Annotated in this window: 15 protein-coding genes; 13 read left to right on the forward strand and 2 right to left on the reverse strand. The window is 32.5% G+C overall.

The genetic code is table 11. The annotated features are described in order from the left end of the window. The first annotated feature begins 299 nt into the window (after positions 1-299). From NOU10_RS04480 to NOU10_RS04535, 12 genes are all read left to right on the forward strand, one after another. Entirely contained in the window at positions 300-1,415 is a 1,116-nt protein-coding gene (locus NOU10_RS04480; RefSeq protein WP_011476671.1) for a Gfo/Idh/MocA family protein, read from the forward strand. Positions 1,416-1,506: 91 nt separating this feature from the next. After that, positions 1,507-2,943, forward strand: coding sequence for an MFS transporter (locus NOU10_RS04485; RefSeq protein WP_255906136.1), 1,437 nt, complete (start codon positions 1,507-1,509; stop codon positions 2,941-2,943). Between the two features lie 149 nt (positions 2,944-3,092). After that, positions 3,093-3,338, forward strand: coding sequence for a sialidase family protein (locus NOU10_RS04490; RefSeq protein ID WP_255906137.1), 246 nt, complete (start codon positions 3,093-3,095; stop codon positions 3,336-3,338). 57 nt (positions 3,339-3,395) lie between these two features. Beyond that, positions 3,396-3,641, forward strand: coding sequence for a hypothetical protein (locus tag NOU10_RS04495; RefSeq protein WP_255906138.1), 246 nt, complete (start codon positions 3,396-3,398; stop codon positions 3,639-3,641). A 413-nt stretch (positions 3,642-4,054) separates the two neighbouring features. Further along, the gene (gene sdaAB, locus NOU10_RS04500) at positions 4,055-4,720 is read left to right on the forward strand and encodes an L-serine ammonia-lyase, iron-sulfur-dependent subunit beta (RefSeq protein WP_255906139.1); all 666 of its coding nucleotides are present in this window, start codon (positions 4,055-4,057) and stop codon (positions 4,718-4,720) included. 12 nt (positions 4,721-4,732) lie between these two features. Then, positions 4,733-5,614 carry an L-serine ammonia-lyase, iron-sulfur-dependent, subunit alpha gene (sdaAA, locus tag NOU10_RS04505; protein WP_003703459.1) on the forward strand — a complete coding sequence of 294 codons (882 nt, stop codon included), beginning with the start codon at positions 4,733-4,735 and terminating at the stop codon, positions 5,612-5,614. Between the two features lie 16 nt (positions 5,615-5,630). After that, positions 5,631-5,945, forward strand: a complete 315-nt coding sequence (locus tag NOU10_RS04510; RefSeq protein ID WP_255906140.1) for a metal-sulfur cluster assembly factor — start codon at positions 5,631-5,633, stop codon at positions 5,943-5,945. A 26-nt stretch (positions 5,946-5,971) separates the two neighbouring features. After that, complete coding sequence (locus tag NOU10_RS04515) at positions 5,972-6,463, forward strand: DUF1440 domain-containing protein (protein ID WP_003707023.1); 492 nt, start codon at positions 5,972-5,974, stop codon at positions 6,461-6,463. Positions 6,464-6,579: 116 nt separating this feature from the next. Next, positions 6,580-7,365: a carbon-nitrogen family hydrolase gene (locus NOU10_RS04520; RefSeq protein ID WP_255906141.1), complete on the forward strand. Its 786-nt coding sequence runs from the start codon at positions 6,580-6,582 to the stop codon at positions 7,363-7,365. 17 nt (positions 7,366-7,382) lie between these two features. Then, positions 7,383-8,561 (forward strand): pyridoxal phosphate-dependent aminotransferase, encoded by a 1,179-nt coding sequence (locus NOU10_RS04525; protein WP_250201113.1) that lies wholly within the window; start codon positions 7,383-7,385, stop codon positions 8,559-8,561. A gap of 166 nt (positions 8,562-8,727) precedes the next feature. Continuing rightward, entirely contained in the window at positions 8,728-8,994 is a 267-nt protein-coding gene (locus NOU10_RS04530) for a hypothetical protein (RefSeq protein ID WP_255906143.1), read from the forward strand. Positions 8,995-9,014: 20 nt separating this feature from the next. Then, positions 9,015-9,356 carry a hypothetical protein gene (locus NOU10_RS04535; protein ID WP_161017666.1) on the forward strand — a complete coding sequence of 114 codons (342 nt, stop codon included), beginning with the start codon at positions 9,015-9,017 and terminating at the stop codon, positions 9,354-9,356. Positions 9,357-9,538: 182 nt separating this feature from the next. On the opposite strand, the gene NOU10_RS04540 is transcribed toward NOU10_RS04535, so the two are convergent. After that, positions 9,539-10,207, reverse strand: a complete 669-nt coding sequence (locus tag NOU10_RS04540) for a hypothetical protein (protein WP_255906144.1) — start codon at positions 10,205-10,207, stop codon at positions 9,539-9,541. Between the two features lie 364 nt (positions 10,208-10,571). Continuing rightward, on the reverse strand, positions 10,572-11,396 hold the full coding sequence (locus tag NOU10_RS04545; RefSeq protein WP_160996537.1) for a site-specific integrase: 825 nt from the start codon (positions 11,394-11,396) through the stop codon (positions 10,572-10,574). A 344-nt stretch (positions 11,397-11,740) separates the two neighbouring features. On the opposite strand from NOU10_RS04545, the gene NOU10_RS04550 reads away from it, so the two are divergent. Further along, positions 11,741-13,711 (forward strand): fructose-1,6-bisphosphatase, encoded by a 1,971-nt coding sequence (locus NOU10_RS04550; RefSeq protein WP_081535606.1) that lies wholly within the window; start codon positions 11,741-11,743, stop codon positions 13,709-13,711. The last annotated feature ends 91 nt before the right edge of the window (positions 13,712-13,802 follow it).

Raw genomic sequence — 13,802 nt, forward strand, 5'->3', positions numbered from 1 at the left:
ATTTAGCTAATATAGCAATGATATTTGTAGGAAAAAATATTAATTTACAAAATTCATCATATAGAATTAAATAGATTGTAAAAACCGAACTTTTAAAAGTAAAAATCTTATTTTATAAATAATTAGTGAATTATATAATAAATATCAAAAAAATATTAAAATTATTTATTCATTGATATTAAGGCTTTAAATACAATTTATGAAAATTATTATCTTAATTCACTATTTACAAAATAATTACCATAATATATAATGATTGTTGTAAGAAAGCGATAACATTAAAGAAAAGAGGAATATCTATGACGAATGATGTAGTTAGATATGGTGTTGTTGGGACAGGATATTTTGGTGCAGAACTTGCTAGAGCTATGAGAGATAATGATGGTGCAAAGATTGTAGCAGTATTTGATCCTGAAAATGGAGAAACTATAGCTGACGAATTAAAATGTGAAGCAGTTGATAATTTGGATAGTTTAGTAACGAGAGATGATATTGATTGTGTAATTGTTGCCACACCAAATTATTTACATAAAGAACCTGTTATTAAGGCAGCACAAAATCATAAAAATGTATTTTGTGAAAAGCCTATTGCATTAAATTATCAAGATTGTGTCGATATGGTGAATGCTTGTAAAGAAGCTGGTGTAATTTTCATGGCTGGACACATTATGAATTTCTTTAATGGTGTTCATCATGCAAAAGAACTAATAAATGAAGGAGCCATTGGAGATATATTATTTGTTAAATCTGTAAGAAATGGCTGGGAAGAACCGCAACCAAGTATATCATGGAAAAAAATTCGTGAAAAATCAGGTGGGCATCTTTACCATCATATTCATGAGCTGGATTGTGTGCAATTTATTATGGGTGGATTACCAACTACTGTAACTATGTCAGCATCTGATGTTGCACATAATGGAGAACAATTTGGTGATGAAGATGACTTAATTATGATGAATTTAGAGTTTCCAGGAAATAGGTATGCTCATTTAGAATGGGGTTCAGCATTTCGTTGGGGAGAACATTATGTACTTATCGAGGGTACAAAAGGTGCAATTATGCTAAATATGTACGATACAGGTGGAACTTTAAGGGTAAATGGTAAGGATACTCATTTCTTAGTACATGAATCTCAAGAAGAAGATGATGATAGAACTAGAATTTATCATAGTACAGAGATGGATGGTGCAATTCAATACGGACATCCGGGTAAATTAACTCCAATGTGGTTACATTCGCTAATTGTTAAAGAGATGAAATTCTTAAACGATGTGCTTCACGGCATGGAAGTTCCAGATGAATATAAAAAATTATTAGATGGAACAGCAGCCGAAGAAGCGATTGCAACGGCCGACGCAGCTACATTATCTAATGTAGAAGATAGAAAAGTAAAGATTTCTGAAATCACTAAATAGTTTTTAATGTAATTTCTTAGGAGAATTAGTTCTTATTATAGTTAAGAAATTAATTCTCTTATTTTTATAACATTCAGAGGAGGATTTAGATATGCAAAATAAGGGACCTGTAGCAACAGCTAAAGGGCTGACGACTGTACAAGTTAATGCTAGGCCATTTGGTATGCAAGATAAGTTCGGTTACATGTTGGGTGATATAGGTAATGATGCTATTTTAGGACTTGTTAATAGTTTTTTGATGATTTATTACACTAATGTTTTGGGTATTGCTGGTAGTGTAGTAGGTATTTTGTTTTTAGTATCTAGATGTATTGATGCCTTTTCCGATTTAGCGGTTGGAAGAATGATTGATGTAGCTGAATTAACACCTAAAGGAAGATTTTTGCCGTGGATTAATAGGATGAAATGGCCATTTTGTGCATTTTCATTATTACTATTTGCTCCATTTGTGAGTTCTTGGGGATTAACTGCAAAGATAGCTTATGTATTTGTAACGTACCTGGCTTGGGGAATATTATTATCATGTATTAACATCCCATTTGGATCAATGGCTTCGGCAATCAGTGATAATCCAGATGATAGAGCTTCTCTATCAACGTTTAGAGCTGTAGGTGCAGCTGTAGGGATGTCTGCTACTGGATTTTTAATTCCAATGTTCATTTATACAAAACATCCAGATGGAACAAAGACTTTATCTGGAATGAGATTTTTTGTAATCGCTATCGTATGCGTTGCTATAGCATTTACTGTATATAATATTATTTATCATATCTTAGTAGAACGTGTTCAAGTTAAGAAAAAAGAAAAAGTAACAGTTAGTCATTTACTAAAAGGATTATTTACAGACCGTTCGATATTAGTATTGATTATTGTTGATTTCTTCGTTGTTTTGACACAGATTTTATTTGGAACAACTACGACATATCTATTTAATGATTACTTCCACAATTCAGCAGCGATGTCCGTTGCGATGTTATTTAATTGGGGAACAGTAATTATTGTATCTGGACCAACGATTCATTTTGTTAAAAAATATGGTAAAAAAGAAGTTGCCATGTTTACTCTACCACTATCATCAATAGTATTCCTAATACTCTTCTTCATGCATACACATAATGCTTGGTTGTATGTAGTACTAATGTTCTTTGGAACTATTGGATATTCTGTATTTAATGTAATGGTGTGGGCTTTAATTACAGATGTTATTGACGCTCATCAATATAATACAGGATTGCGTGAAGATGGTACTGTTTACGGACTGAATAGTTTTGCTCGAAAAGTAGCCCAAGCTGTTGCTGGTGGAATAGGTGGCTTTATGTTAACTCTTATTGGCTATCAATCTTCTAATACTGGTGGTGCAATCCAATCTGCAGTTGTTGAAAATAGAATTTATGCCTTAACTAATTTACTTCCAGGTATTTTATTTGGAATAGCAACACTTATTTTGATTTTTGGGTATCCTTTGGATAAGAAAACTACAGATAAAATTGCTGCTGATTTACGTGAAAAACGTAAAGAGAATATGTAATTGAAAGGAGGTTGGAAATGAAAGTTAAGTATAAATTGGTTGCTTTTGCAGTAATAGGACTAGGAATAGGACATTTAGCATGAGTAATGTAAGTGGAAATGAAGTGAACAAAGCAAATATTCCAAATGAAAATGTAAATTAAGGTGAAAATGGATATTTTTTATAAAAATTCATTATTCAAGATAACTCCTACTAATTTTGTCGGATATACAGAAAGTGCCGATAATGGACAGACTTGGAGTTCCCCTAAATTGTTACCTACATTTATGGGATTATATCACAATGGAACATATTTAAGTCCGGGACAAGGACTATATACAGATAATGGTAGAATAATTTTCTCATCATACGCTAATAAAGCGATGGTATTTATTGTGAGTGATGACGATGGGTAAACATGGAAAAGCGTACAGGCCACATTACCATTTGCTAATGCTACAGCAGAAGCTCAAATGGTGGAATTAAAGCCAGGAATAGTAAGGACATATATGAGAACAAGTACTGGTAAAATTGGATATATCACAAGTAAGGATAATGGCAATACATGGGATAGCGTAAAATATCTTGATATTGTGCATAATACATCATATGGTACTCAGTTATCAGTTATTAAGTACTCGCAAAAAATTGATGGTCATGAGGCGATTATAATGAGTACGCCAAATTCCACTACTGGTAGAAGAAATGGGCAAATATAGGTTGGATTAATAGACGTAGTAACTAATGAGGTAAATTGGAAGTATTGCTATAGTGTTGATAAATCTAACTATGGATATTCTTATTCTGCATTAGCTGAAACGGCAGATCACAAAATAGCTTTGTTGTACGAAAAATATGATTCATGGTCAAGAAATGAATTACATTTAAGGAATGTCTTAAAATTTGATACCTTTGAAATCAAAGATTTAGTAAATGATTCAACACGTGTTTGATGATAATTTTGTATGGTAAACTAAAATAAATATATAAATAAGGCTAGACTTTTGGATTAAATACCAATGGTTATAGCCTTATTTATATCGTAATTTTTATGAAAACTAACCAAAAGTTTTGTTAAAAATCTGTGCTATAATAATGTAGACAAATATCCTAGTGAAAGCAGGTACTCGGTTTGAGTAATTTATATAGAAGTGTTTTTGATATTATTGGACCAATAATGATAGGTCCTTCAAGTTCTCATACTGCTGGTGCGGTTGCAATTGGAAGGGCAGCTAATGATTTATTTGGCGGAATTCCTGAAAGAGTAATCGTACATTACTATGGTTCATTTGCTAAGACGCATCGTGGTCATGGAACAGATTATGCGATTACGGCAGGAGTTCTAGGCTTTGATGCATCAGATCCTAGGGTTCCCAATTCTAGACAAATTGCTAGAGAACAAGGAATAGATATTAGGTTTGTAGAAGAGAGCGGTGAAAGTCCTATTCATCATCCTAATACTGCAGTTTTAGATTTGATTGGTGGAGGAGATAAAAGGGTGCAAATTTCAGGTTGTTCCATTGGTGGAGGAACCATAGAGATTCGTAATATTAGACTTCATGGAATAGATATTAAACCAACCGGACCACTATCAATTATACTTTACGTAACCACCAATACAGAAAGGGATAACGGAATATCACTTATTGAGGACTTGAATAGGTTAGCTCCATTTGATAAGAAACAAGTTTTAAAAAATAATGAATATACAATATATGAATTTGATTTGAAACAACAATTACAAGAAGGAATAAGAGGATTTTTTGTTAATAAATATGAAAATATCATCTGTCTATAAGAGGAATTTAAAATGTATGCAAGTATAGAAGAATTAGTTAGCGATGCTACAATTAAAAACTTACCAATATCTGAATTAGTTATTCAAGCTGAGTGTAACGATATGAACGTTTCCAGAAATGATGTATGGAGAAAAATGAAACATAATTTAGACACTATGAGATTAGCAGTTAGTCGGGGTGCCCATGGAATTGGAGTACACTCTAAAACAGGATTAACAGGTGGTGATGCTGTAAAAATAAAAGATTATCGAAAATCTCACAAAACATTATCTGGAGATATGATAATGTCAGCAGTACAATCAGCCATTGCTACAAATGAAGTTAATGCAGCGATGGGAGTTATATGTGCAACTCCAACAGCAGGATCTTCAGGTACTCTTCCAGGAGTGTTATTTACTCTTGAAAAGAGGTTGGGATTAGATGAAGAACAAATGGTGAGATTTTTATTTACTGCTGGTGGATTTGGAATGGTTATTGCTAACAATGCTTGCATTGCAGGTGCCACAGGTGGTTGCCAAGCTGAAGTAGGTAGTGCTTCTGGAATGGGAGCAGCTGCGGCTGTAGAAGTAGCAGGCGGGACTCCTAAACAGAGTGCTAATGCAATGGCGATTGCAATTAGTAATTTATTAGGTTTGGTATGTGATCCTATTGCAGGTTTAGTAGAAGTGCCTTGTATTAATCGTAATGCTATTGGTTCTAGCAATGCTTTGATATCTGCAGACATGGCACTGGCTGGTTGCGAAAGTATGATTCCAGCAGATGAAGTAATTAGTGCGATGGACAAGGTCGGTAAAAATATGCCAGAGTCACTACGAGAAACTGGAATTGGTGGTTTGGCAGGAACTCCAACTGGACAAGAAATTAGAATGCGTATTTTTGGTAAAAATCTATAGGAAAGGACCAAGTCGTATGAGAAGTAATAAAGAGGTCAGAGATGATATAATAGAGAAGCTAACAACAGTGGTTGATCCCGAATTGAATATAGATATTGTTAACTTAGGATTAATTTACAACGTTGACTTAGATGAAGATGGAATCTGTTTGGTGGAAATGACATTGACTACAATGGGTTGCCCACTTACTAACATTTTGGCAGATATGGTTACAAGAGCTTTAAAAGATATCCCAGAAATAAAGAACGTGGATGTTGAATTTGTATGGGAACCAATGTGGACGACAGATCGTTTGAGTCGATATGCTAAGCTAGCTTTAGGGATACATTAGTAGTAATTCAAAGAGGAGTGATTTTTTTGAACAAAAGTCTAAAAAATGTTTTAATTGCTGGAACTGCATCAGGGATTATTTCTGGTTTAGTTAAATTAGGTTGGGAAAATATTATGCCACCTAGAACTCCAGAACGCGATGAAGTTAATCCTCCACAAACTTTCTTACAACAATTGGGAGTACCGGCAGAGATAACACAATCAACTTATAAATATTCTGGTCATAGAATGCCATGGGCTAGTTTTCTAATTCACTTCGGATTTTCAGTAACTTTTGCAACAACATATGCATTAGCATTGGAAAAGAAAATGAATTGGTTAACTAAGAAACAAGGAATTCCTTTTGGTATAGCTATGTGGATTGCCTTTCATTTGGTTATTATGCCAGCTATGAAGACTATTCCAAGTGCTAAACGTCAACCTTTAGAAGAACACTTATCAGAAGTGTTGGGTCATATTTTCTGGATGTATACTAATCATGAAGTGGCTAAAGAAATTTTAGATAGATTAAACAAATAGTGGAAGTAAGGATTAAGATATGTAAATCTTGATCCTTATTTTTTATTAGTATTTTTTGTTTAAAAATGATAGAGTATAATTAAATTATCATAATTACTTGAATAAGAGGTGATCGCATGACATTAAGAATTGCATTGGCACAAATTCCTGTTGAACACGGGAAACCTGAAGAAAATTACAAAAAGGTTGCTCAATATTTAAGCAAGGCAGCACAAGCTAAGGCGGATGTAGTTGTCTTACCAGAATTGTGGAATACAGGTTATGACCTAGCAAGGTTAGAAGAAATTGCAGATGTTGAAGGCCAGCGAACTAAGGAATTTTTACAAGCTAAAGCACAAGAATATAAGATTGACATTGTTGGTGGATCAGTTGCGATTAAAGAGAATGAACAGTTTTACAATACAACTTATATTGTTGATAAACAAGGCAAGCTCATTAGTGAATATCGTAAAGTACATTTGTTTAGATTGATGGATGAAGATAAATATTTAGCTGCTGGTGAGCAAAAAAATGTCTTTGAATTAGCTGGTGTGAAGAGTGCCTCGTTCATCTGTTATGACATCCGATTCCCAGAATGGTTGCGGACAGTTGCTAAGGAAAAATTGAGTGTAATCTATGTTGTGGCTCAATGGCCTCAAACTAGAATTGAACAATGGAAAGCCTTGTTAGTTGCAAGAGCGATTGAAAATCAAGCTTATGTTGTTGCAGTTAATCGAGTGGGCGATAATCCTGATAATAAATTTAATGGTCATTCACTGATAATTAATCCTTTAGGTGAAGTTTTAAGTGATAGTGGCGATCAAGAAACATTGACAGTTTATGATTTAGATACATCTGAAATGGAAAAATTCACGCAACAAATTCATGTATTTGAAGATCGTAGACCAGAATTATACGACTAAGAAGGTGAGGAAAGACGATGAAATTTGAAAAATCTGAAATTCTAAAAAATCTACCAAAGCAATTCTTTGCTAATTTGGTAATCAAAGTTAACAAAAAAATTGCAGAAGGAGTAGATGTTATCAATCTGGGACAAGGTAATCCTGATAAACAAACTCCTGAATATATCGTTAAGAGCACACAAAAATGGGTAGCTAGCCCGCAAAGTCACAAGTACTCATTGTTTCGTGGACAACCAGATTTTAAACAAGCTATAGCAGATTTTTATCAAGAAAAGTATCAAACTACATTTGATCCAGAAAAAGAAGTTGCAGTTCTTGGTGGCTCTAAAACGGGCTTAGTCGAACTACCACTGGCTTTGATGAATCCTGGCGATGTATTTTTATTACCAGATCCTGGTTATCCAGATTATTGGTCTGGAGCTACACTTGGACAGGTAACTTTTGAGAAAGTTCCACTTTTGAAGGAGAATAATTTCTTACCAGATTTGAAATCTATTCCTGAAGAACTTGCCAAAAAAGCTAAATTTTTCTATATTAACTATCCTAATAATCCGACAGGTGCGACTGCAACCCGAGAATTTTACGAAGAATTAGTTGCTTGGGCAAAGAAATATGAAGTAGGTATCATCAGCGATTTCGCTTATGGTGCAATTGGTTTTGATGGAGAGCAGCCACTAAGTTTTATGGAGATTCCGGGAGCTAAGGATGTTGGTATCGAATTTTATACCTTCTCTAAGACTTTTAACATGGCAGGCTGGCGAGTTGCTTTTGCGGTAGGAAATGCTGATATCATTGATGCTTTAAATCTTATCCAAGATCATTTATTTGTAAGTATCTTTCCAGCTCTACAATATGCAGGGATTGATGCTTTGAAAGCTCCAGAACGCGATGCTGAGATCAATAAGATTGTAGATCGTTACGAAACTAGAAGAAATGCGTTCATCCAAGCTGCTGAAAAAATCGGATGGAAAGCTTTTGTACCTAAGGGAACGTTCTACGCTTGGATGGAAGTACCAAAGGGATATAGTAGTGAAGAATTTGCAGATCTGCTTTTAAATGAAGCTGGAGTAGCAGTAGCTCCTGGGAATGGTTTTGGCGAATATGGAGAAGGTTATGTACGAATTGGTTTGTTAATTGAACCAGAACGTTTGGAAGAAGCAGTCGATAGAATCGCAAAGCTTAATTTGTTTAAATAGTTGGGAATAGTGGCAAGACAGCGATGTTTTTGTCGCTATTTTTTTAACGTACATGGATATGTTGTTAACCAAATAAGCAGAAAAGAGTGTTAATTAAGAAAATATAAAATTGAATTTAATTAAAATAGTATAATAATGGCAAAAATAGAGAATAAGTGGTGGAATGATGGATTATTTAGTTATTAAGGCAATTATTTGGATATTCTTTATACTATCAGCAATTTTGGAAGTTAATTATAAGAAAAAATATGGTGAATTAGATAAACGAGCTAGAAAACAAGCAACATTAGGAATATTTCTAATAGTAACTACAATATTTGATGAAGGCTATGAAAATAAAATACTATATATGATAGTATCAATAGCATTGTTGGTATATATAATCTTAGTGATGTATAGATTAGTTATGGCTATTAAGGATAGGAAAAAATAATAAGAAAGGTGATAAAGCAAATGAAAGCAATCTATAGAGGTAGAAAAGTAGATGTTTGGCAAGTGAGTAGAGATAATATCCAGCCTGATTGGGTAAAATATGCTTTTGAGCATAATGGATTACGATGGCTGCATGGTAGTGGTAATAAAGTCAGAATTTATTGGCCGGCAGTTACTAGGGCAAAAAAAGGAATAATACGAACTATTTTGAATGGTATTTCAGCTTCTCTTGTTAGTATAAATGGTGGCAGCGCGGCGATGTATGATATTGGCTTTGAGGGAGATGTTATCGATTTTACCAATTCTAAGGTTGTTACAGCCGAAAAGTTTGCTAAGAAGTATCGGGTAGTGTCTGAAGAGTAAACAGCATATTATTTGAAGTTAGCCCCAAAAATTAATATGAGAAATAAAGTTACAAATTTTGAAAAAAGTTAAATATAAAGATAGGACCAATTAGAAAATTTATGCAAATAATTGATTTTTCTAAATCAAAACGATAATTTTGCATAAATTAAAAAATTGGTCCTATTGCTATATTAGATATTTTATTTTTTATCCCAATTTTTTAAACTCAATCCTGTCCATATAGTGATACCAATATATAGAACTAGAAAAGAGACCAACACTATAATACGTTCTAGTCGCTTAGGAATAAGTCGGGGAATAGGAAGTTTAAATAGTGGCTGATGATAAAGAGGGACAGCCCCTAACTGTGGTAGAACAGAATTTTTATTTTCTTTATTAATAGTTTGTTTCTGAACTTTTTTAACAGGTTTAGATGACTGTGAAGTAGTATTAACTAATTCAGGAGTAGTTTTTTCCTCTTTAAGTTGGTTTATGTTTGTTGGTATAGGTTTAATAGTTGGCTCAACATTTTGATTATTTGTAATAACAGTATTTGAAGTATTTGCACTTACAGTTTTCTTTATGGTATAGGAATCTGCCAATTTGTTAGCATCTGCAGAAAATAAAAAGTCGTAAAATTCTTGTCCTGTTTTTTCGCCACCAACCCAAGCGCTAACCAACTTACCATTCTTTAAACGCATAGTTGTAGGGTTTATAGTAATCTCAAGGTTGAATGTAAATTTAACAGGAAATAGTAAGTATGCAGGTTTTCTGTTATTAATGTTAATAAACTTAGGTGGACTTATGAGAGTTTCTATACTAACAATGCGAGGTATGATTTTATTAGGAGCGTTAGTTGTTTTTGTCATTATGTTAGTTAAAGAAATTATGCAAAATAGGAAATATAATTAATTGTAAATAGGGTTGGAATTTAGAATATTCCAACCCTATTTATAAAGTATTCTATTCTTTTAATGAAAAATGAAACCTAATAAGTATAGTCAACTCACCCCAGTCTAAAGACATGGGGCTTGTGAGTGTTCAAACCTTTCGGCTCTACTAACACACTCTTCCGTGGTTAAACTTTCAAATGTTTATTTTAGTTTACCGTATTTCATAATAATCATTCCTTACTTAAATATCATTATTAGTATGATTATGATTATATACGTATTTCACAGTAAAAGAGAAAAATGTATTAAATGCATGAAATTATGTATTAAGCGATAATTATTATTGTAGAGTAGTGTTTGCTTCATGAACGTATTCATTAAAATCAATATTCAACAAATTTTGACGATAATATACTAGCGATTTAATAGATAGATGAAGATGATTCAAAAGCTCAATTTCAGACTTATCTTTATTAGTAAGGAGATAATTATAGATATAGCTTTGTCTTAATTTTGAAGGAGCTAGTGTCATATTCAAAATTTCTTCATCAGGTCTAACTCTCATTAATAATGAATTTAACGAATTCAATGGTTTTTCAGGATCGTTTTTTAGTGAGAATACGAAATAATTATCAGGTTTTACTTCAATATTATCTAGCAAAATTCCAGTATTTTCTGTATTAAAGTTTCGAAGTTGTCCGAAAGTAATATTAAGTAATCCCTTTGGTTCGATGTTTTGAGAGATTAAAAAAAGTTCAAGTTTAGCATCATCAGAAAGTTCCGCAATTTTGAAAATTTCAGGTAGATATTGTTGCCAACCAAGTGTAATATTAGTGTATTTATTGACTTTGTAAGTTTTTAAATCGATTAAAGGATATTCATCAATCAAATGATTACTATAGAGAAAAGTAAAATACTTTTTCAAGTGAAAATAGTATTTATTAGCAGTATTAGCAACAATATGATGTTGTTCTTGAATATTTACAAGATAGTTAGTGATATCTTGAGGTCGGACAAGACGAATATCATTACCATGTTCTGATTGACTATAAAAATAGTTATAGAAACTATTGACGGTATAATCGTACAACATTACGGTACTTTCGCGGTAATGTTTAACATCTTTAGCCCAAGATAGAAATTTTTCACGATAAGGATACTCCATATATAACACCTCACTAAAAATTACGTTGCAACTATAACTATTGAAATTATATCACATATAAAGATACCCTCAAAAGTGTTATAGAGAATCTTTTGAGGGTATTTTGTATAATTAACTTAAATATTGAGTAAAGAGATGCATATAGTTCGGTAAATGCTAGATAAGTTTATTTTTTTAAAATTTTACATTTAATTAAGTGTTAGTTATGGTTAATTTACATATAAATAAGGTTTAATATTTATAAATAAGTGTTTGTAATTAAATAATTAAAATGTATTGACAAAAACCTTTTTAAGGCGTAATGTAAAACCATATTGATGACCATAATATAGGGGTTGATGGCGATGAATTTTGATGATAATGAAGAATTAGTAAATAAGCAGGTTGACATGAATGCTTATTCGCATAACTTATTAAAAGAAAAATATCCTACGAAACAAGATGTGATTACTGAAATTATGAACTTAGAAGCAATTTTGCATCTTCCAAAGGGAACTGAACACTTTGTAAGTGATTTGCATGGGGAGTATACAGCATTTGATCACGTTTTAAGAAATGGTTCTGGGAGTATTAAACAGAAAATTCAAGATTACTTTTCAGATAGAATGACAGAACAAACGATGCAAGATTTTGCTTTGCTAATCTACTATCCTGAAGATGAATTGGCTCTAGTAAAGAAAAAATTACGTACAGAAAATGAGCTACAACAATGGTACTTAGATAACATTTCCCACTTATTAGAATTTTTAGAATTATCAGGAAGCAAGTATACGCGCTCAAAGGTTCGTAAAGCACTAAATCCTAATTTTGTATACATAACAGAAGAATTATTATATAACGATCCACAAGAATTTAATAAGAGAAGTTATATTAATCAACTTTTGAAGAATATTTTGAAATTAGATCAAGCAGATAAATTTATTATTGCTACCTGTTACACAATTCAAAGATTAGTAGTAGATCACTTACATGTTCTAGGCGATGTTTACGATAGGGGAGAAGAACCAGACAAAATTATGGATAGATTGATGAATTATCATTCTGTCGATATGCAATGGGGAAATCATGATTTACTATGGCTAGGTGCAATGGCAGGCTCAAAACTATGTATGTTGAATTTATTGAGAATTTGTGCAAGATATAATAATTTAAATATTATAGAAGATGCATATGGCATTAATCTACGTCACCTATCAAGATTTGCTGAAGAGCAATATGAAGATAATCCTCAGTTTAGACCTAAGTTGACCAATGGTGATGGATATAGATTTAACGGCGAAAAGTTACAAATTACACAGATTCACCAAGCTGTTGCGATGATGCAATTTAAGCTTGAAGGGAAAGTTATAGCTAGAAGACCAGAATTGGAAATGGATGATCGAGATTTACTTAATAAGATAGATTACAAGAAAAATGTAATTAGTTTAAATGGTAAAGAATATCCGTTACAAAATACTTGTTTCAACACTGTAGACCCTAAAAATCCTAGTGAATTAACAGATGAAGAAAATGCGATTGTAGATGAATTATTAATTTCCATTCAACATTCTACAAAATTAAAACGTCATCTAGATTTTATGATGAATAAAGGTAGCATGTATCGTACATATAATGGCAATCTCTTATTCCATGGATGTATTCCTGCAGATGAAGAAGGAAATTTCTGTAGCTTGAAGATTGGTAGTAAAGAATATTCTGGCAAAAAATTGTTTGATTTTTCTGAAAAAATGATTCGAAAAGCTTACTCTAAGCCAAATGTAAAAGATGATTTTGCCACTGATTTTATGTGGTATTTATGGCAAGGAGCTCTTTCCCCACTGTTTGGTAAGAAATCTATGACTACTTTTGAACGTTATTTTATTGCAGATAAAGCTTGTCATGAAGAAGTAAAGAATCCATATTATAAATTAAGGGAAAATAAGGATTTCTGCATTAAAATTTTACAAGAATTTGGATTTGCTGGCGATGATACTAATCATATTATCAATGGTCACACTCCAGTTAAAAGGGGACACAATGCAATCTGCGCAGAGGGTTATATGTTGGTAATTGATGGAGGATACTCCAAAGCCTATCAGCCAACAACAGGGATCGCTGGATATACATTATTGTATAATTCATATGGCTTGCAACTAGTTTCGCATCAACCATTTACTTCAAAACAAGATGCTATTAGAAGCGGGAAAGATATCGTTTCAACGGTTCGAGTGGTAAAGCATGAATTACAACGAAAATCAGTTGCGGATACTGATATTGGTGAAAATATTAAAGAAAAAATTAGAGTTTTGTATAATTTATTGAGAAATTATGATTAGATAGAACATCATCTCAGAACTAATTTGAGATGATGTTTTTTAAGGTAGTAAAAAGCAACTGAGGAAAAAGGGTACAAAAAAAGACGCTTTC

The organism is Ligilactobacillus sp. MP3, from assembly GCF_024436335.1.
GTDB classification, from domain to species: Bacteria; Bacillota; Bacilli; order Lactobacillales; family Lactobacillaceae; genus Ligilactobacillus; species Ligilactobacillus salivarius.

Excerpts from the sequence above, each read along its gene's own strand:
- NOU10_RS04480 (WP_011476671.1), top strand. The coding sequence starts at position 300 with ATGACGAATGATGTAGTTAGATATGGTGTTGTTGGGACAGGATATTTT.
- NOU10_RS04485 (WP_255906136.1), top strand. The coding sequence starts at position 1,507 with ATGCAAAATAAGGGACCTGTAGCAACAGCTAAAGGGCTGACGACTGTA.
- NOU10_RS04490 (WP_255906137.1), top strand. The coding sequence starts at position 3,093 with ATGGATATTTTTTATAAAAATTCATTATTCAAGATAACTCCTACTAAT.
- NOU10_RS04495 (WP_255906138.1), top strand. The coding sequence starts at position 3,396 with ATGGTGGAATTAAAGCCAGGAATAGTAAGGACATATATGAGAACAAGT.
- sdaAA (WP_003703459.1), top strand. The coding sequence starts at position 4,733 with ATGTATGCAAGTATAGAAGAATTAGTTAGCGATGCTACAATTAAAAAC.
- NOU10_RS04510 (WP_255906140.1), top strand. The coding sequence starts at position 5,631 with ATGAGAAGTAATAAAGAGGTCAGAGATGATATAATAGAGAAGCTAACA.
- NOU10_RS04520 (WP_255906141.1), top strand. The coding sequence starts at position 6,580 with ATGACATTAAGAATTGCATTGGCACAAATTCCTGTTGAACACGGGAAA.
- NOU10_RS04525 (WP_250201113.1), top strand. The coding sequence starts at position 7,383 with ATGAAATTTGAAAAATCTGAAATTCTAAAAAATCTACCAAAGCAATTC.
- NOU10_RS04530 (WP_255906143.1), top strand. The coding sequence starts at position 8,728 with ATGGATTATTTAGTTATTAAGGCAATTATTTGGATATTCTTTATACTA.
- NOU10_RS04535 (WP_161017666.1), top strand. The coding sequence starts at position 9,015 with ATGAAAGCAATCTATAGAGGTAGAAAAGTAGATGTTTGGCAAGTGAGT.
- NOU10_RS04540 (WP_255906144.1), bottom strand. The coding sequence starts at position 10,207 with ATGACAAAAACAACTAACGCTCCTAATAAAATCATACCTCGCATTGTT.
- NOU10_RS04545 (WP_160996537.1), bottom strand. The coding sequence starts at position 11,396 with ATGGAGTATCCTTATCGTGAAAAATTTCTATCTTGGGCTAAAGATGTT.
- NOU10_RS04550 (WP_081535606.1), top strand. The coding sequence starts at position 11,741 with ATGAATTTTGATGATAATGAAGAATTAGTAAATAAGCAGGTTGACATG.